This is a genomic window from Lentilactobacillus sunkii DSM 19904 (genome assembly GCF_001435575.1).
GTDB classification, from domain to species: Bacteria; Bacillota; Bacilli; order Lactobacillales; family Lactobacillaceae; genus Lentilactobacillus; species Lentilactobacillus sunkii.
Window position 1 is genome coordinate 337,941 of the sequence record NZ_AZEA01000001.1, and the last position, 23,692, is coordinate 361,632.

General features: G+C 42.5%; 23 protein-coding genes, 3 tRNA genes and 1 pseudogene. 3 read left to right on the forward strand and 24 right to left on the reverse strand.

The window, feature by feature from the left end; all coding sequences use genetic code 11:
* Positions 1-36: 36 nt before the first annotated feature.
* Positions 37-1,128, forward strand: coding sequence for an LCP family glycopolymer transferase (locus FD17_RS01705; protein ID WP_057823093.1), 1,092 nt, complete (start codon positions 37-39; stop codon positions 1,126-1,128).
* Positions 1,129-1,233: 105 nt separating this feature from the next.
* Here the strand turns inward: FD17_RS01705 and FD17_RS01710 are convergent, their stop codons facing one another.
* From FD17_RS01710 to FD17_RS01775, 14 genes are all read right to left on the reverse strand, one after another.
* A complete protein-coding gene (locus FD17_RS01710) occupies positions 1,234-2,085 on the reverse strand; it encodes a PTS system mannose/fructose/sorbose family transporter subunit IID (RefSeq protein WP_057823095.1) in 852 nt (283 codons plus the stop codon).
* Positions 2,086-2,101: 16 nt separating this feature from the next.
* Complete coding sequence (locus FD17_RS01715; protein ID WP_057823098.1) at positions 2,102-2,905, reverse strand: PTS sugar transporter subunit IIC; 804 nt, start codon at positions 2,903-2,905, stop codon at positions 2,102-2,104.
* A 19-nt stretch (positions 2,906-2,924) separates the two neighbouring features.
* Positions 2,925-3,428, reverse strand: a complete 504-nt coding sequence (locus tag FD17_RS01720; protein ID WP_057823100.1) for a PTS sugar transporter subunit IIB — start codon at positions 3,426-3,428, stop codon at positions 2,925-2,927.
* On the reverse strand, positions 3,425-3,850 hold the full coding sequence (locus FD17_RS01725; RefSeq protein ID WP_057823102.1) for a PTS sugar transporter subunit IIA: 426 nt from the start codon (positions 3,848-3,850) through the stop codon (positions 3,425-3,427). The genes FD17_RS01720 and FD17_RS01725 overlap by 4 nt, the downstream gene beginning before the upstream one ends.
* An 83-nt stretch (positions 3,851-3,933) precedes the next feature.
* Complete coding sequence (locus tag FD17_RS01730; protein WP_057823104.1) at positions 3,934-4,560, reverse strand: HAD family hydrolase; 627 nt, start codon at positions 4,558-4,560, stop codon at positions 3,934-3,936.
* A 101-nt stretch (positions 4,561-4,661) separates the two neighbouring features.
* A tRNA-Leu gene (locus FD17_RS01735) sits at positions 4,662-4,747 on the reverse strand.
* 56 nt (positions 4,748-4,803) lie between these two features.
* A complete protein-coding gene (gene thrB / locus FD17_RS01740) occupies positions 4,804-5,682 on the reverse strand; it encodes a homoserine kinase (protein WP_057823105.1) in 879 nt (292 codons plus the stop codon).
* A 14-nt stretch (positions 5,683-5,696) separates the two neighbouring features.
* Positions 5,697-6,164, reverse strand: coding sequence for a SprT family protein (locus FD17_RS01745; protein ID WP_057823107.1), 468 nt, complete (start codon positions 6,162-6,164; stop codon positions 5,697-5,699).
* A gap of 15 nt (positions 6,165-6,179) precedes the next feature.
* On the reverse strand, positions 6,180-8,348 hold the full coding sequence (locus tag FD17_RS01750) for a Tex family protein (protein ID WP_057823109.1): 2,169 nt from the start codon (positions 8,346-8,348) through the stop codon (positions 6,180-6,182).
* 170 nt (positions 8,349-8,518) lie between these two features.
* Positions 8,519-9,133 (reverse strand): YdeI/OmpD-associated family protein, encoded by a 615-nt coding sequence (locus tag FD17_RS01755; protein WP_057823111.1) that lies wholly within the window; start codon positions 9,131-9,133, stop codon positions 8,519-8,521.
* 271 nt (positions 9,134-9,404) lie between these two features.
* Complete coding sequence (locus tag FD17_RS01760; protein WP_057823112.1) at positions 9,405-9,836, reverse strand: hypothetical protein; 432 nt, start codon at positions 9,834-9,836, stop codon at positions 9,405-9,407.
* Between the two features lie 21 nt (positions 9,837-9,857).
* A complete protein-coding gene (locus FD17_RS01765; protein WP_057823114.1) occupies positions 9,858-12,521 on the reverse strand; it encodes a calcium-translocating P-type ATPase, PMCA-type in 2,664 nt (887 codons plus the stop codon).
* A 192-nt stretch (positions 12,522-12,713) separates the two neighbouring features.
* Positions 12,714-13,541 (reverse strand): ammonia-dependent NAD(+) synthetase, encoded by an 828-nt coding sequence (nadE, locus tag FD17_RS01770; RefSeq protein WP_057823116.1) that lies wholly within the window; start codon positions 13,539-13,541, stop codon positions 12,714-12,716.
* A gap of 20 nt (positions 13,542-13,561) precedes the next feature.
* Positions 13,562-15,019, reverse strand: a complete 1,458-nt coding sequence (locus tag FD17_RS01775; RefSeq protein WP_057823118.1) for a nicotinate phosphoribosyltransferase — start codon at positions 15,017-15,019, stop codon at positions 13,562-13,564.
* A gap of 121 nt (positions 15,020-15,140) precedes the next feature.
* Between FD17_RS01775 and FD17_RS01780 the strand changes: the two genes are divergently transcribed.
* Both FD17_RS01780 and FD17_RS01785 read left to right on the forward strand, forming a co-directional pair.
* Entirely contained in the window at positions 15,141-15,893 is a 753-nt protein-coding gene (locus tag FD17_RS01780) for a WecB/TagA/CpsF family glycosyltransferase (RefSeq protein WP_057823120.1), read from the forward strand.
* Between the two features lies 1 nt (position 15,894).
* Positions 15,895-16,263, forward strand: coding sequence for a hypothetical protein (locus FD17_RS01785; protein ID WP_057823122.1), 369 nt, complete (start codon positions 15,895-15,897; stop codon positions 16,261-16,263).
* A gap of 15 nt (positions 16,264-16,278) precedes the next feature.
* On the opposite strand, the gene FD17_RS01790 is transcribed toward FD17_RS01785, so the two are convergent.
* From FD17_RS01790 to FD17_RS01835, 10 genes and pseudogenes are all read right to left on the reverse strand, one after another.
* Positions 16,279-16,761: a GNAT family N-acetyltransferase gene (locus tag FD17_RS01790; RefSeq protein ID WP_156653598.1), complete on the reverse strand. Its 483-nt coding sequence runs from the start codon at positions 16,759-16,761 to the stop codon at positions 16,279-16,281.
* A 282-nt stretch (positions 16,762-17,043) separates the two neighbouring features.
* Positions 17,044-17,748, reverse strand: a complete 705-nt coding sequence (locus tag FD17_RS01795) for a GntR family transcriptional regulator (protein WP_057823124.1) — start codon at positions 17,746-17,748, stop codon at positions 17,044-17,046.
* Positions 17,749-17,762: 14 nt separating this feature from the next.
* Positions 17,763-18,900, reverse strand: a pseudogene (gene nagA / locus FD17_RS01800) (N-acetylglucosamine-6-phosphate deacetylase).
* A 27-nt stretch (positions 18,901-18,927) separates the two neighbouring features.
* Positions 18,928-19,725 carry a pyrroline-5-carboxylate reductase gene (gene proC / locus FD17_RS01805; RefSeq protein WP_057823126.1) on the reverse strand — a complete coding sequence of 266 codons (798 nt, stop codon included), beginning with the start codon at positions 19,723-19,725 and terminating at the stop codon, positions 18,928-18,930.
* Between the two features lie 153 nt (positions 19,726-19,878).
* Positions 19,879-19,950, reverse strand: a tRNA-Gln gene (locus FD17_RS01810).
* 10 nt (positions 19,951-19,960) lie between these two features.
* Positions 19,961-20,043 (reverse strand) — tRNA-Tyr (locus FD17_RS01815).
* Between the two features lie 71 nt (positions 20,044-20,114).
* Positions 20,115-20,936 (reverse strand): metallophosphoesterase, encoded by an 822-nt coding sequence (locus tag FD17_RS01820; RefSeq protein WP_057823128.1) that lies wholly within the window; start codon positions 20,934-20,936, stop codon positions 20,115-20,117.
* A 67-nt stretch (positions 20,937-21,003) separates the two neighbouring features.
* Positions 21,004-22,497 (reverse strand): peptide MFS transporter, encoded by a 1,494-nt coding sequence (locus tag FD17_RS01825; RefSeq protein WP_057823130.1) that lies wholly within the window; start codon positions 22,495-22,497, stop codon positions 21,004-21,006.
* 240 nt (positions 22,498-22,737) lie between these two features.
* The gene (locus FD17_RS01830; RefSeq protein WP_057823132.1) at positions 22,738-23,049 is read right to left on the reverse strand and encodes a PTS lactose/cellobiose transporter subunit IIA; all 312 of its coding nucleotides are present in this window, start codon (positions 23,047-23,049) and stop codon (positions 22,738-22,740) included.
* The gene (locus FD17_RS01835; protein ID WP_057823134.1) at positions 23,049-23,366 is read right to left on the reverse strand and encodes a PTS sugar transporter subunit IIB; all 318 of its coding nucleotides are present in this window, start codon (positions 23,364-23,366) and stop codon (positions 23,049-23,051) included. Before FD17_RS01835 ends, FD17_RS01830 begins: the two co-directional genes overlap by 1 nt.
* Positions 23,367-23,692: the final 326 nt, after the last annotated feature.

Here is a 23,692-nt window from a genome sequence, read left to right on the forward strand (position 1 = left end):
ACTTTTGTAAGAATTTTTTGTAAACGAGGAGTCATTATGCCATCAGATAAAGATAACAATAACGAATTTGAACCAGTATATTCACGTCGGGCTGATAAGAAGCCCCACTACAAGCAAAAAAATCACCGTCGAAGAAGAATCATTGGCTGGAGCATCTTCTTTGTCCTCTTAATCGCACTTGGCGGTGGATTGGTTTGGGGATATGGGGCCTACAACAGTGCCAAAAATACATTCAAGAAGACCTATGATTCCACAAATGTTACCAAGGCAAGAAATGTCTCATCGGTTATTCAAAAAGGCAAGCCGCTTTCAATTCTGCTTCTTGGAACTGATACCGGTGCTCTGGGACGTCACGACACTGGACGAACGGATACCATGATCGTCGCTTCTGTCAATCCAAAGAAAAAGACCATCCATTTGACCAGTATTGCTCGTGATACCAAAGTCGTAGTTCCCGGTGATACCCAGCCATATGAGAAAATCAACGCTGCCTATACAATTGGCGGTGCTGGAACTGCCGTTAAGACCGTTCAGAATCTTTTAGATGTCCCAGTTGATTTCTATGCCATCATTAACATGGGTGGCTTGGAACGAATGGTTAACGCCGTTGGTGGTGTCGATGTTAAGCCACCACTGACCTTCCAATATGGCGCAGCAAACGTTGTAAAGGGTAAGAAGATCCATCTCAACGGTAAACAGGCATTGGATTATTCCAGAATGCGTGACGATGATCCCCTTGGTGATTACGGTCGACAGGCGCGTCAACGCCAAATTATCAAAAAGTTGGTCATGAAGGGACTTAACATTACCTCCCTACCACGTTATAAATCAATTCTTTCATCATTATCTGGGAATATGAAAACTGATATGACTTTTGACGATATGATCGCCATTCGGGCTAAATATGGCGATGCAACTCACCATATCAAATCACAAACCCTGCAAGGTGAGAATGCCATGATTGATGGACTTTCTTATCAAGTCGTTCCTCAAAAAGAACTCTTACGAGTATCAAATGATATTCGAGCATCACTTGGTCTAAGCAAGTCAACTAAGCTTCAAACCAGTCAGACCAGTACCGATAGTGACCAGGGTACAACCCAATCATCCACTTATAACGGTTATTAATTAGTACAACCTATGACAGATCATCATCTGTATCAAGGTCAACAAAAAGCAGTGGGAATCAAAACATCATGTTTTGATTCCCACTGCTTTTTGATTTTGTTTAAGTTATGCAAGAATTCTGACAGAGTATCCCAAGATTCCCAAGACAAACAGCCCAAGAATAATCCAGACCGGTGAAATCTGCTTTCTAATCAGCCAAACGCAGATAAATGTCAATCCTATTGGCGCAATCACGTCGACACTTTCATTGCTTAGCACAGTGAGCCAATGTCCATTTGGCATGCTGGCAAATACATTTGCAAATGATGCAAAATCAACTTTAACCCATCTGGCAACAATCACACCCATCATGAAAACGCCAAACACTGAAGTGACATTCCCGACATTCTTGATAATACCTGTGTTAAAAAGGGTAATGATGTCGGCACCACGATGGTAGCCCGCCATCTGACTCATGTAGCGGAAAATCAACCGTAAGATGTTCCATCCGAGGAAAAAGAGAATTGGTCCAAAAATACCATAACCGCTTAAGACCAAGCTGACCGCAAAGGCTGACAAGACCGGTCTGATCGTTCCCAGCCACAAGGGATCACCGAAGCCTCCCATCGGTCCCATCATCGCAGTCTTCACGGCATTGATATTGGCGTCCGAAATGTCAGCCCCATTTGCGCGCTGTTCTTCCATTGAAAGAACAACACCAGTAATCAAAGACTGCATAATTGGTGATGTATTAAAGAACCCCAAGTGACGTTTCATCGCTGACTTGCGTTGTTCAATATCCGGATACAATCGTTTGATTGCGGGTGCCATTATGTATGCAAAGCCTAAATTCTGCATCCGTTCAAAATTCCAAGACCCCTGTTCAATTCCAGATCGCCAAAAAATTTTGAAAAAGTCCATTTTATGCAAGCGAAGTGGCTGATGGGACGTTAAGTTATTTTGTTGATTATGATCCATTTAATCCCACCAGCTCCTATAAGTCATCAAGTTCTTTGTCAAAATCGTCCAAATCATCGTTACCGTTACTGCTACTATCGGATGAACCATGGTGTTTGTTTTGAATCCAAACAAAACTGAATGCAATAACAATCCCGAAAACCGCCAGGATGAAGATATCAATTTTCGTAAAGATGGCAATGAGGAACCCCACAATAAACCAAATCCACAATGTTTTACTGACCATCATGTTGATCAGATTTGCAAAGCCGACTGCCGCAACCATCCCAATGGAGACTGCAATCCCATTTGTAATAATTGTTGGGACCTGTTGCATCCATTGATGAATGAGCTGTGGCGGAACCATCATGACCAAAATTGTCGGTATCAAAACTCTTAATCCTTGAATACCCAAGCTCAATAAATGAATCCGGCCCATGCGGGAAATTTCCCCTGCTTGAGCTGCCTTATCGGCATCATGTACCAGTCTAACGATTGATTTACGAATCCAAACATTTAGCAATTGGCCAATCACTGCAATGGGAATCGCCAACGCAATTCCATGTTTAATGCTCAAGGCCGCCGGACCACAGACCAGTAGCGCAGAAATGACAGAAGGCAGAGCAATATCGGGAGCGACTGATGCCCCAATATTGATCCACCCGATTGTAATCATCTGCAAAGTTGCCCCAAGGATAATTCCCGCCGATAAGTTACCAACGGCAGCGCCCACCAGGGTACAAGAAATGATTGGTTGATATACCTGCCATTCATCAAGGATTCCATCCATGCCGACGACAAATGCCACCAATATAATTAAGATAATTGAAACCACATTCATCCGTATTTTCCTCTATCTGTTAAAAACCTTTTTTATCTAATAGTGCTGATAAATCTTCTCGTTTTTCAGCGGGAATTTTCTGGGCATAAACATCCAAATTAAAGTCCTTCACCAAAGTTCGAATTTGCTTAGCGATCTGGTCGTTCATCGAAATCGCATCTGTCAGCATGGTCATTCCGTCAGTGTATGCAATACTGCCGATATTGATCCCAATGTTTGAAAAGTCAATGCCACCTTCAGCCAACTTCAGCATATCCTCAACCGTTTCAGTAAGCAGAAGTGTATTGAACGAATCAAATCTCGAATCAAAATATGCCCGGATCATCTTGTTGATTGTAACCACGTTTGCTTTAACACCAGGTGGTGCAACCTGTGTGATCAACGTTTTTCGTAAGGGATCCTTGGCCACTGAATCTGAGACCACCATAATCCGGTTGGGCTTGACTGCCCGAGTCCAAAATGTGGCAACCTGTCCATGCAATAACCGGCTGTCCACTCTTGCAAGGCGAATATCCATCGTCATAACAAATCATCTCCCAAATCGTCATCATCTGTCGGAATCGTAAATTGACGAATTGAATCGTCTGAAATTTCATTTACTTTCTTGACCAGCTCAGTCAAAGTTGAATTTCTGGCCATGTACGCTTCAAGTAAGATTGGCAGATTGACACCGGCAATCAGAGCGGTCTCTTTAGGATTCTCGGCTGCAATCTGGGCAGCCGCATTAAATGGCGACCCACCCCATAAATCGGCAAGAATCAGCATTGGAACGTCTTTGGGGAATTTGGCAATCTGTGTATCCAGCTTTGCTTTAAGTGAATCTACGCCGTCGTTAGGGGCCAATGATACCCAAGAGACATTTTCCTGCTTCCCGGCAATCATTTCTGCTGTCTGAATTAAGCTTTTTGCAAAGTCACCGTGACTCACAACCAGAATTGAAATCATACTTTCACCTATTTTCTTAAATATTGTGTCGTCTGTTTACTCCAAATATATCACAAAAGATGATTTGAGTTAGCCTCAATTACTTACTTGTCAGTCAGTAATTTCAATAAATCTGCCGGTGTTTCAAGAAAATAATCCGTATCTTTAAAATCGGCTGATTTCTCAGTTCGCCACCCAGCCAACGCAAATTTGACTTTTGCGGCATGCGCAGCTTGAAGATCGTATTTGGTATCACCAATGTACACCGTCTTCTTAGGATCGGCGCTTAATTTCTCAATTCCCTTCAAAATCATATCAGGAGCAGGCTTGCCGTGTTTGACTTCCGTTGAAAACACAAATTCGTCAAAATACTTATCCAACCCAAACTTAATGACATCACGTTGAAATTCCGCTTCAACCTTGGATGTCGCGATTGCTGTTTTAACACTTTTATCTTCATGAAGTTTTCTGACAACATCTTCGATGCCATCGTAAACGTGGGCATACTGGGTATAATCCTTAATTTTCGCAAACCATTTGTGTTGAATATCAACCGGATCTTTGACACCCAAGATTCTAACCGTATCCATTGAAGTGATCCCAAACAGTTTTTCAACGTCTGCATATGAGAAATCATAACCATTTTCGAGTAACGTTTGATGTAACGGCAACATATACATTTTTTCCGTATCAATCAGCGTTCCGTCGACATCAAAAATAAAATCATTCATTCCTGCACCCCAATTATTTTTTATTTGCAAAAAACATCACATGTTACACAATAAAAAAGTCCGAATCACTATTTAGATGATAGTGATTCGAACTTTAACCATGCGGCCAAGAAGATTCGAACTTCCACCGGGATAATTCCCGACAAGATCCTTAATCTTGCGCGTCTGCCAATTCCGCCATGGCCGCATCAACAATTAAAAATTATAGCAGAAATTTAGGCAATTGACAAATGATTTTTGAAATTATTCTCCGCGAACTGTGGCGCCTTCAGTATCAATCTGAAGTAACCGCAGACTACCATTCAAATTTTGTTGTTCCAATTCAATCCGAAGCTGTGTTAAGACCGGTTTTTCACCCAAAGTGGCAACTGTTGGACCGGCACCGCTCAAATATGTGCCAAAAATACCGAGCTTATGAGCGGTCGATCTGATTTGATCAATTTCTGGGACCAATTCTTTGCGGTAGGGTTCATGCAATTGATCATTTTCAATAAGTGATACAGCCTGGTCCCATTTGCCTTGAGCAACGAGCCCAACAAATACGTTCTCTTTGCTGCTTGCATGAACGGCCAAATCATAATCGATTTGTTTCGGCAACTTCTTTCGGCTTTCCACTTCGCTGACACCATCTGGTCTAATGTACATCAATGCCGAAATCTCCGGAACCGGAAGAGCAGCTGAAGTAACCTTTTCACCATCAAAAGTGGAAATAACCATATTTCCCAATAATGCCGCTGCAACGCTTTCGGGATGGCCTTCAATTTGCGCACCAATATCTACTTGTTGATCGATGGTAAGCCCAAGGTCACCCAATTTGTTTGCAATCTTAATTCCCGCCACAACCGCTGTTGTACTGGAACCCAATCCATGAGCAATTGGAACGTCGGAAATGACAGTCAGCTGATGAGGGTGAATATCCGGATTGACTTTCAAGATCGTTTGGACAATCAAATTATGCTCATCAGTTGGAATGTCATTGCCCAATGCATGGTTAACCTTCCACTCATCAGTTTTTTCTTCAACGATAACCGTAAAATAAAGTTGCAGTGCCAATCCAACCGAGTCAACACCAGAACCTAAGTTGGTGGTTGTTGCCGGTACTCTGATAATAATTTTTGCCATGTGGAATCTCCTTTCTATGCACCCTGCTGCTGAACTTCTTTTATCAGATGAAGCTTACCATGACATCGGCCACAGACAAACTTCGCCAAATTAATCTTTCGTATTCTATGATACTCCAAGCCACAGTGTTCACAGCGATAAATATATTTAATTTGAGAGGTGCGATTTTGAGTCCTGGGAGCATATCGAGACCCACCCACTGCTCTTAAAAGCTGCTTGAACTGCCTAGTGTTGTGTTTTGCGGAATAACCTGCCAAATGCAGATGGTAATGACACAACTCATGCTTAATAATGCCAATCAAAACTTCATGGGTGTTTCCATCATCCATTCGAGGATTGATATCAATATTGTGATCATTGAGATGATACCGGCCACCCGTTGTTTTCAGACGACCATTAAAGTATGCCCGGTGATTAAACGGCTTGGCAAAATATTTAATTGAAATGTTTTCGACCAGCTGCTGTAATTCTTCGTTAGTCATTGATTAATTGTCCACCTAACCTTCAGGATCGACCATGCTCAACTGAATTCGATGCCGATCGAGGTCAACGGATTCAATCCAAACTGTCACAACATCGCCAACGGAAGCCACCTTGCTTGGATCTTTAACAAAGGTTCGGCTCATCTTAGAAATATGAACCAAACCATCCTGCTTAACGCCGATATCAACAAAGACACCAAAGTCGACGACGTTACGAACCGTTCCTTGAAGTTTCATCCCCGGCTTCAAATCTTCCATTGTCAAAACATCTTTTCGCAACAACGGTGCCGGCATTTCATCACGGAGGTCGCGACCAGGCGTTTCTACGCCTTTAACGATATCTTTCAAGGTTTCAACACCAACCCCAACTGCTTGAGCTTCCTGATCCAAATTTAAATTACTCAATGCATCAGAAACGGCAGGCTGCCCAAGCTGAGCAATATCAAGACCGTGATTCTTCATCAGCTTCTTAGCTGCCAGATAACTTTCGGGATGGATATCGGTATTATCAAGCGGGTTTTTTCCGCCGATGATCCGCAAAAATCCGACTGATTGTTCAAATGCTTTCGGCCCTAATCTGGGAACTTTTTTGAGACCGGAACGATCGCTGAATTCGCCGGATTCATTCCGAAACTTCACAATATTTTTCGCAGTTGTTTTGGTTAATCCCGAAATATGAACCAGCAAGTCCGGACTGGCGGTATTGAGGTTGACACCCACACGATTAACCGCCGTTTCAACAACTGTGTCTAACTGCTCACCCAACTGCTTTTGAGGGACATCGTGCTGATATTGGCCGACTCCGATCGCCTGGGGATCGATTTTAACCAATTCAGCCAACGGGTCCTGAATTCTTCGGGCAATGCTGACAGCTGACCGCTGCTCGACACTAAAGTCCGGGAACTCATCTCTGGCAACTTGACTGGCAGAATAAACTGAAGCGCCGGCCTCATTGACAATGACGTAATAAATCGGCGTTTTGATCTCTTTGATTGCATCGGCCACAAACTGTTCGGATTCACGACTGGCCGTTCCGTTTCCGATGGCAATCATCTCAACGTGATTTTTGTTGATAAAATCGATGAACAGACCTTTAGCCGCTTTTCGTTTAGCTTCACTGGCCGGCTTATGGGGATAAATCACCGTTTTATCCAGGTACTTCCCGTTTTGGTCCACGACGGCCAGTTTACAGCCGGTCCGGTATGCCGGGTCAAAACCCATGACAATCTTTCCTTTTAACGGTGCCTGCATTAACAAATTATATAAATTCTTACCAAAAATATCGATCGCATGATCAGCCGCAACTTCAGTCAGTTGCTTACGAATTTCACGTTCGATAGCGGGTCCAATGAAGCGATGATAAGCGTCTTCGATGGCATCAGTTACCACATTGGCGGCAAATCCCTGGTGATTGGCCACGGTGTTAGCTTTTAAATGCCACATAATTGGCGCTTCATTGACGTCAATTTTAACATTTAGAATCTTTTCTTTCTCGCCACGGTTAATGGCCAGTGTTCTGAATGATGGGATTGATTTGATGGGCTGATTAAAATCATAATATTGCTGGTAAGTTCCCTCTTCATCGAGGTCCTTGCCGCCACGCTTAACTTTGACAACCAGTTGACCATATTGCTGAGTGTTGTTTCGAACCCATTCACGGAAATCAGCTCGGTCACCGGCATCTTCTGCAATAATTTCATGAACTCCGGCCAAGACGGCTTCGGTATTAGGCAAATCTTTTTCAGGATCAACATATTCAGGGACCTGTTGTTCCAAATCACCCGCAAATGCCATTGCAGCCTTTGCTAATGGTTCAAGCCCGTTTTCCTTGGCAATGGTAGCTTTGGTGCGGCGCTTCTGTTTATATGGCAGATAAAGGTCTTCCACCTGCTGAAGAACAGGTGCCTGCTCGATTTTCTTTTTGAGTTCGGGAGTGAGTTCCTGCTGCTCATCAATGATCTTAATAACTTCCTGCTTCCGTTTATCCAAAGTTTGGATCCGGTGGGCAGCATCTTGAATATCTCTTATTTCAACTTCATCAAGATTGGAAGTGCGTTCTTTTCGATACCGGGCAATGAAGGGAACAGTGTCTCCTTCATCAAGCATCTTTAAGGTTTCGACAATTTGTTTCTCTCTTATGTGTGGTAAATCATGTTGTATTTTATGTGCAAGTGTTTCGTTCATTTCTTCCACCTCATCAATAGTGTCAGGTTTAATTATAGCAGAATGAGACGACCAAGGGGTGATGCGATTATGAAGGAATCTTTGAAAGTAAATTGAATAAAACTTTGTGACAGCAAAGAAATAGACTGCCAGAAACGGATGCTTCTTAAGCAGACTATTGGTGTATCTCCTCATTGTTGGTCGGGCCAAATGCTCACATAAATATTTTTCAAGCGGCCATTATCATCCCAGTGGCCAATCATTTTATGGTCACGGCAGGCATTTGCAAACTTTGTCATCCTTGATCTGAACAGCTTTGGCTGATTACTTTTGATTTGAATCGTGTCAATCCGGACGCGTTGATAAAGAGGTGGACAACTACAAAAATATTGCCAGGCACCGGGTCGACGTTTTAAAGCCCGTTTGATCCGTTGATCAATTTTAAAATTGTTTGGATCCATATCCGGTAATTTTGATTTACCAGCTGTCGTCATCCGGCCCAAATGCGCCATGCGAATACATCTTGCCTTATTCAACTCAGACCAGGCACTTCCCGCTTTTCTGGGAACAAACCTTTGGACAGCTGGTTTTCCCGGAACAATCACTTTATAAGTACTGTCGATCCATCCAAAACACATTGCTTCTTCCACTGCATCAACATACCAAAAATGATCATGATCTTTGGGAATCCCACGTTTCACGCTCACCCAGCATTCGCTTGCATGACGGTGATTCTTGGCAAGCCATTTTCGAAAGTCTGCTCGATTGGTCACTGTCAATAAATTTTGTGGATTTTCAATACTCATTTGTTAAATGTCCCCTTCACGGCTTCCCAGACTAGTGAAATGTAAACCTTGTTTTTACATAGATAAGATTACATCAAAAATAAGACTGTTGGCAAAATGGTTGTTTTGTCCGCAGTCTTATTTTTGATGGGTTTGTGCTTCTATTTTACCTAGCCAAAACGTGTTCCCCGGGGCAATAACCTGCACCTAAGCTGACTTTTGGCAAAATCAACCTCGATTTTACCAAAAGTCAGCTTAGGCTCCGGTTATTAACCGCCCCGGCTCACACTTTCTAAATTTCTCCCATTATCCTCGTCGTCGTGCTTGATACCTTGGCGATGCTGTTTTCCTGGTCCTTTTCTGACTGGTTGAACTTGTCTGCGTCAACATTTGCTGCCTCGGCATCAATGCTGTCAGTCATTGCCTGGCAGGCGTTGGCATAGTCTTCATAATGGCGCACCAACAATTTGTGCTTTCCCAATAATTTTACCGGTACAGCTACCTGTTGGAGCTTGTTGACATTATCCTTATATTTATCAGTTCCGGATTGAAAATGGTCCTTAATGCCCTTCAATTCATCGCTGGTTAAATCTGCAACTGAATTATTATCAATCGCCTTTCGTAAAGTTTCATAATCATCGTTCAAATCTTCACCATTTTTTGAAGTGGCGTCAATGACGTCAGAAACGGTTCTTGCATATCGCTGCATATCTTGTGGTTTCAAAATATCAGCCTCCATTCATTTTTATTTATGTGAAACGTGTCTCTGGACATATTTTACTACTTCTGTGATCACAACGATCATAAATCCACCAAAGACAACAACCAGCCACTGTGAAATAGTTAATTCTGTCACATGGAACATTGAGTTGAATCCTGGAATGACAATCGTCATGATCAACAGAATTGCCGAACCCAACAATGCCCAGTTGAAAAATTTGTTTTTAAACATGCCGACTCTAAAGATCGATTCGTGAATGGTCTTTGAGTTAAATGCATGGAACAACTGAATCAGCCCAAGAGTTGCATAGGCCATGGTCAAAGCATCGGCATGTGCCAAAGCATCTGATGCATGAACCGGATTGGTAATCGCAAATGCATAGACACTTAGGGTGATGACACCTTCGAAGAACCCTTGGTAAAGGATGTTACTCATAATTCCACCAGAGAGGAAGTTTGACGACCGCCCCCGTGGCTTACGTTTCATAATTCCGGGTTCAGCCGGTTCAACCCCCAGCGCAATCGCTGGGAAAGTATCAGTTACCAGGTTGATCCATAAAATTTGAACCGGTGCCAAAATCTGCCAACCCATCATCGTCATCACAAAGAGGGTCAAAACTTCACCCAAATTGGCAGAAAGCAGATATTGCAAAGATTTTTGAATATTGGCAAATACTTTTCGCCCGGCTTTAACCGCGGTAACGATCGTGGCAAAGTTATCGTCAGCCAAAACCATGTCTGAAGCTTCCTTGGAAACTTCGGTTCCGGTGATTCCCATTCCGACACCAATATCGGCAGTTTTCAATGCAGGCGCGTCATTAACACCATCACCGGTCATGGCAACAACCTTGCCTTGCTTCTGCCAAGCCTTCACGATTCGAACCTTGTGTTCGGGTGCTACTCGGGCATAAACGGAAATGTCGGCAACTTCTTTATTAAATTGATCATCGGACATCTCATCCAGTTGGGCCCCATTGATAACCTTGCCCCCTGGATTGTCGCCATGGCCAAGGATTCCCAACCGTTTAGCAATTGCCTGAGCGGTATCTTGATGATCACCGGTAATCATAATTGATTTAATTCCGGCAGACTTAGCCTCGGCAACCGCTTGGGCGACTTCAGGCCGCTCAGGATCAATCATCCCGATTAAACCGACAAAAATCATATGATGCTCTTGGGCCTCTGAAGTCAAGTCAGTTGGGACTTCGTCAACTGAACGATAGGCGAAAGCCAGCACTCGCAACGCTTTGGTTGCCAAATCATGGTTGGTAGATGCAATTAGTTGTCTGTCAGTGTCGGTAATGTCTCGAACCTGGTCACCATCTTGAATCTTGGTAACCCGCTGCATTAACTGGTCGGGAGCGCCTTTCATCGTCATCAAAATATTACCATCATCCATTTGATTAAAGGTCGACATCAATTTTCGTTCCGAGTCGAAAGGAATTTCCGCCAAACGTTGATGCTCGTTGACAAACTGTTGAACCGGCTGATCTTTATTTAAGTAAAAGGAAACCAGGGCCGTTTCTGTCGGATCCCCTGCCAGTTCATTTTCCTGGTACTTGGTATCATTATTCAAGACCATGATTTGAGCCAACCGATCTTTCAGTGATAAGTCAGCATCGGCAGAATCCTGAAGCTTTTCGTTTAAGAAGACTTTTTCAACGGTCATTTTATTTTGGGTCAGGGTTCCAGTTTTATCCGAAGCAATCACATCAGTACTTCCAAGGGTTTCAACCGCTGGCAGCTTTCTAATCAAAGCCCGGTGTCTGGCCATTTGTTGGGTTCCAAGCGCCAATGTAACTGTCACAATTGCGGGTAATCCTTCAGGAATCGCAGCCACAGCCAGTGAAATGGCAGTCAACAGCATGTTAATCAGAGACTCCTGGCCACGCCACATCCCAACAGCAAACACAATCACGGCAATCACAAGGATCAGCACCGTCAGCATTTTACCCAGTGACTTCAAGTTTTCTTGAAGCGGGGTTGTGGTTTCTTCAGTAGTGTTAAGCATGTGGGCAATTTTACCGACTTCTGTGTTCATTCCAGTTCCAATCACCACGCCGGTTGCTCGGCCGGAAGTGACATTACTGTTCATGAAACCAAGATTTTTACGATCTCCTAAAGGTAAATCATGCTCAACAATTGGATCGACCTGCTTGTCAACGGGCACAGATTCCCCTGTCAGAGCTGCCTCTTCAATCTTAAGGGAATTGGCCTCAGTCAATCGAATATCGGCTGGAACGACATCTCCTGCCTCCAAAAGGACAATGTCGCCAGGAACAATCTCTTCACTTTTAACTGATTTTGATTGATTGTTTCTGAGGACGGTTGCCATGGGAGCTGACATTTCTTTTAACGAATCAATTGCGTTTTCGGCTTTAGATTCTTGAAAGACCCCAAAAACGGCATTTAAAATAACAACCGCCAAGATGATAATTGCATCGACAGTTTCACCGGTAAACCCGGCGATCAGCGCTGCAACAATCAAAATAATGATCATCAAGTCTTTAAATTGGGCAATAAACTTCTCAATCAACGTTGTCCGCCGTTTTGAGGTTAGTTTGTTGGCACCAAATTGTTGGCGTCGATCGCTTACTTCCTGATCGGACAATCCTGTTGGATGAGACTTCATCTGGCTCATCACGTCATCGACCGTTCGTTGATAGAACATTTTTTTCTCCTGTGTCATTTACTTCCTCCTCTAAAAAAGAAAAGAGACCCACAAATTCCTCGCAAAAAGAATTCATAAGTCTCACCATTTAAGATTTATCCCGGAAATACGAGTATTTCACGTTGACGAGATAATCGCAATCGAAATTGCTGGTTACTCCCTTTATTTATGGTAATTATACCGAACGACTAATGAAAAGTCACTAAAAATCTACTTCCAGAATGTGTCATAGACGTTAATTGGTGTGTGACGTTTGTGCTGGGTCTTGTTATACCAGCCTTCAATCGTCTCGGCTGCTTTTTCAGAAACTTCACGGCCCTCAAGATAAGCGTCGATATCTTGGTAAGTAACTCCCAAGGCAACATCATCAGGCAAAGCAGGCCGATTATCTTCAAGGTCAGCCGTGGGTGTCTTGTCGTAAAGATGTTCTGGAGCGCCAAGCAGCTTTAATAATTGCTTACCCTGTTCCTTGTCTAGGCGCCAAAGGGGCGTAATGTCAGCGGCTCCATCGCCAAATTTGGTATAAAATCCAGTAACGGCTTCAGCAGCGTGATCGGTTCCAACAACCGCTCCGGATTCAGCCCCGGCGATTGCATATTGAGCTATCATTCGTTGGCGGGCTTTGATGTTTCCTTTGTTGAAATCATCAACCTTGATATCATTTTCTTCAACCGAGGCAGTTGCCGCATCAACGGCAGGTTTGATGTTGACCTTGGCAACTTTATCAGCATTCATCCAGCTGATGGCTTCCAAAGCATCTGATTCATCGGCTTGAACACCATATGGCAGACGAACAGCAATGAATTGATAATCAGGATTACCGGTTTCATCCCGTAGTTCGGAAATGGCCATCTGAGCCAGTTTCCCAGCCAAGGTAGAGTCCTGACCACCAGAAATGCCCAAAACCAATGTTTTTAGAAACGAAAACTTTTTTAAATAATCCTTCAGGAAATCAACACTCCGACGGATTTCAGCTTGTGGATCGATTGTTGGTTTGACCTTTAAGGCGTCAATTATTTCCTTTTGTTTAGCTCGCATATGCATCCCTCGATTAAAGTTTAGTATTTAATGCCTTGTACATAATGCCGTACCTTTTCAATAATATCGCGCTTGTTGTCCCAGCACTTTTGTGATAAATCAACCGGGTACTTTTGCGGATTTAGTTCCCGCTTATATTCCGGCCAAAGTGACGCAAGTTCCTTGTCGGCGTAATGAACAATTTGCTTTAAATTTGGCCGATCATAAATTAATTGACCATTTTCGAAAATTGGTTTGAGTAACGGCGTTGCATCAAAGTTCTCAACGGTCTTATTGATATAAGTGTAGTTGGGATGGAACATGAAGATCGATTTTTCTTTGCGCGGATCTTCATCAGCCAGTGTGACGTAATCGCCCTCTGACTTGCCGTCTTTACTATCCGTAATCCGCCAAACCTGCTTCTTACCAGGAGTTGAGACCTTTTCTGCATTACCGGAAATTTTGATTGTATCAGTCATTTTGCCATTATCATCCTCAACCGAGACCATCTTATAAACAGCTCCAAGAGCCGGCTGGTCAAATGCAGTGATGACCTTGGTACCAACACCCCAAACATCAATCTTGGCATGTTGCATCTTCAGGCTGGCAATGGTTGTTTCATCCAGATCATTGGAAGCGTAAATTTTTGTCTCAGGATAACCGGCATTATCCAAGACCTCACGGACTCGTTTGGAAAGATAGGCCATATCACCGGAATCCAAACGAACACCGGCAAATTTGATCTTGTCACCCATCTCGTTGGCAACCTTGATCGCACTTGGCACCCCGCTTTTGAGGGTGTCATAAGTGTCCACAAGGAAGACACAGTCGTGATGCGTTTGAGCGTAAGCCTTAAAGGCATCATAATCATTGCCAAATGATTCAACCAGTGAATGGGCATGGGTTCCGCTGATCGGAATGCCAAATTTCTTGCCGGCCAACACATTCGATGTCGCATTAAACCCACCAATGATTGTAGCACGAGTTCCCCAAAGCGCAGCGGAAACTTCCTGAGCACGACGGGTACCGAATTCCATTAATGGATCATCGCCGACAACCGTTCTGATTCTTGATGCTTTGGTGGCAATTAACGTCTGATAGTTGACCATGTTCAAAATGGCTGTTTCTACCAACTGACATTCACACAAAGTCCCTTCAACTTGTAATATGGGCTCGTTGGCAAAAACAATATCGCCCTCATATGCAGACTTGATGTTGCCCTTAAATTCAAAGTTTCTTAAATATTCTAAAAAACTGTCGGGATAATCTGTTACCTCTTTTAAATAATCGATATCATCATCAGTGAAGTGTAAATTTTCCACATATTGAATCACATGTTCCAGTCCGGCAAAAACTGCATAGCCGTTACCAAAAGGAAGCTTTCGGAAAAAGACTTCAAAAACTGCTTTTCGATTTTCCATGTGCTTCTCAAAGTAGGTTGCCATCATATTAATCTCATAAAAATCAGTATGAAGTGTTAAATTATCGTGTTCTGACATATTGTGTCAATATCCTCCCCGGAGATTTGTTATATAATTAATGTATATTCTATCATTTTTATGATTATTAACAAAAGCATTGATAACATTTGCACATTTATCATGCTTTAAAGGAGCTATTATGAATAACCAAAGTTCTACGCACACCGTTGATATTTTAGGAATTCCCTTTCTGAATACAACCGAAAAAGATTTTCAAAATATTTTACACACTAAAATTGACGAACACGCGAATACATTTGTGGTGACCGCTAATCCGGAGATCGTTATGTATGCAAAAGCAAATCCTGCTTATGAAAAATTAATTCAAACTGCCGATTACATTATTCCAGATGGTATTGGAATCGTGATGGGAGCTAAAATGTTAAAAACACCACTTCAAGAACGGGTTACCGGTTATGATTTGTTCATCCACCTCTTGGAATGGGGCAACGCACACCAAAAGTCTGCTTATTTTCTTGGTGCCCAGCCAGGCGTCATTCGAAAAGTTCGAAAAATCGTTGAAGATAATTATCCATTTCTGACCATTGCCGGGATTCACGATGGTTATTTTGGTGATGACCGCAATATTGTCCATGACATTGAACGGACCAACCCGGATATGGTCTTTGTAGCTACTGGTTATCCCAAGCAAGAAGAATTCATTGATAAGAATCGAAGCGCTGCAGATGCACTTTGGATTGGCATTGGCGGCTCATTTGACGTGTTAACCGGAACCGTCAAGCGGGCACCAAAATCGTGGCAGCAAATGCACCTGGAGTGGCTTTATCGAGTGGTTAAAGAGCCAAGTCGAATCAGTAGATTGACAGTTCTACCAAAATATTTATGGCAGATTGTGAAGCAAAGGTTTTCGAAAAAGAAACAGGTGGATTGAAATGAAACAAATCACCCCTAAAAATATGACGTACTTTTTTCTTATTTATCTTAGCGTCGCAATTATTTGGAACCTTTTCGACCATGAAGCACCTATTCAGGATTCTCAATACACAATGATTGGGCTGTGGGGACTGGGGTATGTTACAAGTTACTTAAAAATGCCCGACATCAGCTTTTATGGTATTTACTTTGTATTATGGATGGTCATTGAACGTCAAACAGGCGGTTACTATGACTGGACTTCTTGGATCATATTTGCTTTGGTTGCGGTCCTAATGACCTGGATCACGAATTTGGTTCGAGTAACGTATGCCAGTCGGTATGATAAACCAAAAAAGAAAGATCAGAAAAACGAATCCCTCAAATAATAAAGAACTCAGACATCATCGAATGTCTGAGTTCTTTTGCTTAATATCAGTTAATAATCTCATTTCCAACAATGGATATGGTCTACCCTGGTCATCCAGAGGAAAACGTTTAACTTCATAAAAACCCATGTGCTGATAAAATTCAAGTGCCTGGGTATTTTGTTCGTTGACGGTCGTTTGGGTAACACCATACCTGGATATACCCAGTTGGATCAGCTGTTTTCCAATCCCCTGTCCACGATGGCCGGGCTCGATAAACAACATTTCAAGTTGATTCTGATCAATCCCCATGAATCCAACCGGAAAATGCTCTGAATCAAACATCACCACTAAAGTTGGAACCAATTTGAGGGCAGCCATTGCGTCAGGTTTAATCTGCTGGATTTCTTCATCTGATAAAAAATGATGCGTTTTTTTGACCGAACTTTCCCACACCCATATTAATTGGGCAAGCATTTTTGTTGTCCGCTTTTCTTTTGTGAGCAATTGAGCCTGCATGTTGTCTCCTTATAAAACCAATCGTTAATGAATCGCTAAGATCTCTGACAACTTTTCACGCCCCTCTTGGCAACGACCGGTCCCCTCGGCTTTTGAGGACAGCTCCGACGGCCGGCTGAAAGCCTGCCTAGCCTACTTGGCGACGACCCAGGTCTCGTCAGCTTTTGAGGACAGCTCCGACGACCCTGCCCCCTGCTACATAAGGTAAAAAATATCGATGAACCAAAATCGTTCATCAATATTTTTTACCTTATGCTCCGGGAGCAACCCGGGTCTCGTCGCTCACTCTTTTTCCAAATAAAACTCAAACCGATCCCCTACATACTGGGTTCGGACATATTCGAATGGTCGGCCATCTTGCAGTGATGTGATTTGGCGCAGCCTTAAAATGGCATCCCCACGCTTGATATTTAAGTATTCTGCGATTCTTTCCGAAGCGAGCATGGCCGAAACCGTCTGTTGCGCTTTTCCAATTCGCAAATCTTTTTTCTGTTCCAAAGTACGGTACAGGGAGCTGGTGACTTCAGCTTTTTCCAATCCCTCGATAATATTTTCTGGAACCGTGGCCACTTCAAAACAAATCGGTACCTCATCGCCATATCGGATTCTTTCCATTCTCAGAACAGACTGGTCCTGAGTAATATTCAGTTTTTCCATTTCACTCAGAGACGGCTCCATTGTGTGATAAGAAATTGTTTTACTGGATGGCTTTTTACCCTGAGCCAGCATTAAATCCGTAAATCCGGTTACCCCGGACATTTTTTCTTGAACTTTTTGGTTGGCAACAAACGTCCCCGATCCAACTCGACGCTCCAAAATTCCTTCATCAACCAAGGTCTGAATCGCTTGTCGGAGTGTCATTCGACTGACACCAAAATCGGTCGACAATTCGCGTTCAGAGGGAATCCGATCACCAATTTTCCACTTATTTGCCTCAATATTTCGTTTAATCTCATTATGAATTTGAATATAAATTGGTAAACCCACTGATACCAACTCCCTTAGTCTTTATTCAATAATTTTCCATAACTATACGTTGCCATAAGGTCTAGGTGCTTGTCAAACAAATTCAAATCGGCATCATACCCATTCTCAAGGAATCCTTTACCGTTTAAGTGAAACTCGGCTGCCTGATTGGTCGAGGTCATTTTGACTGCTTCAGCTATCGAACAGTTGGTGAAGGCCATAATATTTTTAAATGCATCAACAAACTTGAGAACCGAACCAGCCAAGTGGCCATCCGCTGTCATTGCTCGGCCGGCATGAACGTCAACGGGCTGACCGCCGAGATAATACATGCCATCAGGCCGACCCTTTGCTTCCATGGAATCAGTAATCAATTCCAATCGATCCGGGCCAATTGCTTGGTAGGCAATCTGGATGGCTTCAGGTGATACATGAATGCCATCACAAATCAGTTCAACCTTGGCTATTTTAGAGAGCATCGCATATCCGACAACCCCGACCTCGCGATGATGGAATCCTTTTTGTGCGTTAAACAGGTGGGTGACATGCTGGATATCAATATTCTTCAGTAATTGATATGTCGCATCGCTATGGCCGACCGCAGTTTTAATTTGATGAACCTGACAATAATCATCGAAATGTGGACTCCACCCCACTTCCGGGGCATAAGTCAAAATCTTGATCATTCCACCTGAAAGCTTGTACCACGTTGCAAGTTTTTTAATATCCATCTCTTGGATATAATCAATCGGTTGAGCCCCAGGATATTTGGAAGAGATGAACGGGCCTTCCAGATGAATACCAAGAATTCTAGGATTGTTCTCAGCGGCCATTTTGATAGTGTCCATGCTCTTTGAAATAAGGTTGGGGCGTTGAGTCATGGTTGTCAGAAAAACGCTTGTAATGCCCTCCTGTGCCATTTGATCAACCGATTCACTGATTGCATGCTCATCCGGGCTCATGGAATCGACGCCATAATCCCCCATGCGTATGAATATCAATAAATCCGGGAACAATTGTGAGGCCTTCTGCATCGTGGATATCATCCTCATCCTGCAGCTTAAAGGCACTAAACGACCCCACTGAAATAATGTGTCTATCAAATCTTAAATAACCATCTGCAATCGTCCGTTTGCCAGTATAAATGATTGGATGAATTAATACGGTTGCCATTCCGAATCCCGAGCTTTCGTTTATTGATTATGATTTACCGGTTGACTTTGCGATTGTTGCATCAATTCCCTTGATAACTGATGGTAGAAAGCCAGCCTCTTCCATGGCAAGAATTCCGGCAATTGTGTCGCCACCAGGTGAACATACTTTATCAATCATTTCAGCTGGTGTTTGTCCCGAAGCCATCAAAGAATGAGCAGAACCCAAAGTGGTTTGAGCAGCAATCTTTGTTGCCATTTCCTTACTGAATCCGTATTTAACACCGGCACGACTTAAACTGTCAATGAAGAAGTCAACGTAAGCAACGGCGCTGCCAGAGATTGCACTAAATGCTGCAAATTGACTTTCATCTAGTTCGCTCACACTCCCGGTTGCCTCGTACATCGAAATTGCTTGAGCTTTTCGTTCTCCAGACAAGTTTTCATTTGCGGCAACCGCAGTCATCCCTTGCCCGAATTCGGAGTTGATGTTTGGCAGACTGCGAAGAATCGGTAGATTATAATCCGTCAATTCTTCCAGGCGATTAAGTGATACACCGGAAACGATTGAGATCAGCGTTTTCTTCGGTGACAACTCACCACGAATTTCAGCCAGGACATCGGCAGCGATTGCAGGAACAACGGCCAAGACAACCAAGTCACTGTTTTTTGCTACTGCCTGATTGGTTGCTTCGGCAGTTAAACCAAATTTCTTTGCATAGTTCTCGTAATGATTCTTATGAGCACTATGTACCAAAATATCTTTGTTTGGTACAAACTTCGCATTTAACAGCCCCTGGATAATTGCCTGAGCCATTGCGCCGACACCAATAAAACCTATTTTCATAATGTACCTCCTGAATTTTCAATCGGACTATTCCAATTCTTCTAACTTTGACAATAGCGGAAATGAATTCATTTTGCAATATCAAATTGGTCGATAGTTGAAAATACAAAAAAACGCCCGCGACGAGTTCCTGTCGTCACAGACGTTTAGTAATTGGGCTAGCTGGGTTCGAACCAGCGCATCACGGGATCAAAACCCGTTGCCTTACCTCTTGGCTATAGCCCAAAAATAAAAATGGAGGGGAGTGGATTCGAACCACCGAACCCGAAGGAGCGGATTTACAGTCCGCCGCGTTTAGCCAGACTTCGCTACCCCTCCAAAAGAGTGTTTGCTATCAAACCAACGAATATAATAATACAAAATTTTAGTGATTCCGTCAAGCGCAATATTCAAAAAACCTCGAACATTTTTAACTGATTTTCCCATTCAGAAATAAAATCATCGGTCTGCCATTCATTGTGCCGGCGATTATGATAGCCGACTGCAGCATTATAGTAAGTGGTTTCACCAATCTTAATAGGGTCCAGTCGCTGATGAATGTGGCCAAAGATTACCTTCTCGACCTGAAACTCATTAATGACGTTTTGAAATTGAATGCTTCCCATCATTGCGTTGGCCATGTTCCAAAAGCGAAAATCATCTGTGTAATGAATAAAGTGCTGGTTGGGCACAAAGTGGGTCATTAAAATGACCTTTTTATGGGCAGATTCGGCATTCTGAAGCTGCTTTCGCAATTGATTAATAACAATGCGCTCACGATCCAGATCGCTCATAGGCTGTGAAATGAGACCATCTATCCAGTAAGCCATTTTCCAACGGTGAAATTCCTCCTCGGTTTTATCCTCATTCACTGCAAACGTGTAGTCGTACCATCCATTTAGTCCAATAATTCGGTAATCAGTATTCGGAATATCCACAAATTGATTATTTAGGTAGCCCGGCCACCTGCCATTCTCCAGTTCTTCATAGCTAATGCCCCTGATCATATCGTGATTGCCGGCAATGAAGAAAACATGTGTCGAATTCACTTGAGACGAGAGTCGCTGGACATAGTCGGCCGACTTTTGAAAATCATTAAACAAGTCCCCTGCAATCAAGTAATAATCGATCTGCTGGTCCGTAAGATATTCTGCCTGCTGACTAATTGTTTCAGTGAGCGGAACCTTATTCAAATCAAAATGATTGTCACTGGAGACTGCGATCTTTACCATCATCATTTCTCCTCAAAGTAAAAATGTGCTATCCAAGTTAGGATAACACATTCGTTCGATCATTGACTTAATTGACACCTTCCATTAACCGTTTAATCGGTTTAACAAGGAATGCCAGCAAAATTCCGGCAACAATGGCAACCAATCCAACAATCATGAAGTAATTAATTTCATTTTCAGGTGTATAGAATTTAACAATTTGTGAGTTAACCGCTTGGCCAGCTGAATCAGCCAGGAACCACATACTCATCATCTGTGACTCAAAAGCCTTTGGAGCCAGCTTGGTGGTAACAGAAAGTCCAATTGGTGAAATCAGCAGTTCGGCAATTTCCACGATTGCCCAACTTCCAAGCAACCAGAATGGACTGACACGTGCTTGAGAGCCAAAGAGCATGACTGGAAGTACCATAAACAAATAGGACAATCCTGCAATCCCCAAACCAAGAGAGAATTTAGACGGTGAACTTGGCTGCTTTTTGCCAAGCTTGATCCACATCCAAGCAAAGAATGGCGTGTAGAGCATGATAAACAGCGGATTCAACGACTGATACCAACCGGCAGGAATATTAAAGATTCCAAAGAAGTTATTGTTTGTTTGGTTTTCAGCGAACAGCGCCAACACAACCGACCCTTGTTCTTCAATTGCCCAGAAAATTGCGGCAGCTATAAACAGTGGGATATAAGCGATCACTCGTGATCGTTCGGTATCGGATAACTTTTTGCTGGAAATAATAATGATGAAATAAACGATTGGCGTTGCAATCGCAATAATACTCAACAATGAGATGAATGAACTAAGAGATAAGCTGCCCATTGCCTGCATCAATAATAAGATAAGGACGAAAACGACAACACCTAAGCCAATTCTGATAGAAAGTTTTTTTGCATCACTCGGCTCGAGCGGATCACTTGGATAAAGGCTTGAACTAGGCAAGTGTTTTTTACCGCCACGAATATATTGTAGAAGTCCAAAGAACATTCCAATAGCTGCGAGTGAGAAACCAAGATGGAAGTTGACATTGAAGCCAAGCCAACTAACCAATAGTGGTGCGATGAAGGATCCAAGATTAATACCAAAAACAAAAATGGTAAATCCGGAATCTCGACGGTTATCGTACTCAGTATATAAACCACCAACCATTTCAGAAATGTTTGGCTTTAGCAATCCTGTACCAACGGTGATCAACACAATTGACGCAAACAAAGCTGGTGCGCCCATAGGCAATGACAGTGCAATATGCCCGAGCATAATCAGGACACCACCATAAAACACGGTCCGCCGACTACCTAGAATCCGGTCACTCACAAAACCACCAATTACCGATGTTAAGTAAACCAATGAACCGTAGATCGCCATAATTGATGCAGCTAATGACTGATCGAATCCCAGTCCACCTTTTGTAACACTGAAATACATGTAGTAAAGAAGAATAGCACGCATTCCGTAGTAACTGAATCGTTCCCACATTTCGGTGAAGAACAGAGTTGACAGTCCCCGAGGTTGGCCAAAGAAAGATGTGTCAGCACGCCGTTCCTGGTCTGTTTGATCTTGTTGTTGCATGTGATACCCTCCAAAAAATAAATCTAATCAGATTAACGAAACAAGTTAATCAGATTAGATTATCGATTTTTAAATTACTCCTGAATGTACTTAACAAGAATAAATCATACAAACCATTATAAGGCACAATGAATTTTAATTCAACAGGATCAAAGCTGAGAAAACTGATTACAACAAGAATAAGGCGATGTATCAAGGCTGAAAATGATATTAATTATTTAGCAAAAATTAACAACCAAATTAATTATCATTTAGCAAGATTGGTATGAACTTTTTAATAATAAATTCAATTGTCTCAGTATTCATCAATGTATCTTGGGCATGTGTGAACAGAACTGAATAATGAGTCTGTTCACTTTCTGCAATCACAAGGTTCTGTTGCTTATGAGCTTTGACTAACCACTGATGGACCAATGTCAGCTGGTCATTCACACCTGACGATTCTAATGTGTGCGAATTCATATCATCCAAAATATCAGTCAAAATGTGTTTTGCCTTACCGGCATCATTTAACATCTGCATCGATATTTCATTTAACTGATCATCAGTCATCAAACTGCCTCGACAGGGGTTGATTTTTCCATTACAAACTTAACCAACTTTTCACCATTACGCCAACCATAAATATCATCAGGAATCGTTTCCACAGGAACCGTTTCCCCAACCTGTTGCAATTCTTCATCATGATAACTAGCTTGAGGGGCAACCAAAACAAATTCAATGTCGGTATTTAAGTAGTTTGAAACATTGTCAATATTGGTTGGAATTAATTCCAGCTGTGCGTCATATAATTCAATAAATGGTTGAGCTGCTTTGACCAAGAAGTGGCTTGAAATGCCACTTTCACAAACAACTAATACTTTTTTCATTATTCTCCACTCCCTTTTTTAAGTTGATTACCCATACAGCATACATCTAATTTAGGTATACCACAAGTGGACATTTTTTGATATACACTGGTAGGATCTTTGTTGTCAGGATGTATTATCAGAAATTTCTATATACCAATTAATCATTATTCGTATATACCAATTTTAGTTATTGAATTGAATGTCCTAAGGTTTATGGAACAACTCTAAATTCCACCAGCTATATACTCGGTCAAAATCTTACAAAAAAGAGGATATCGACAAAATATTATTTGTCAATATCCTCTATTCTTCTCGGTGATACGTCATGCCGACTGCAGGCACAA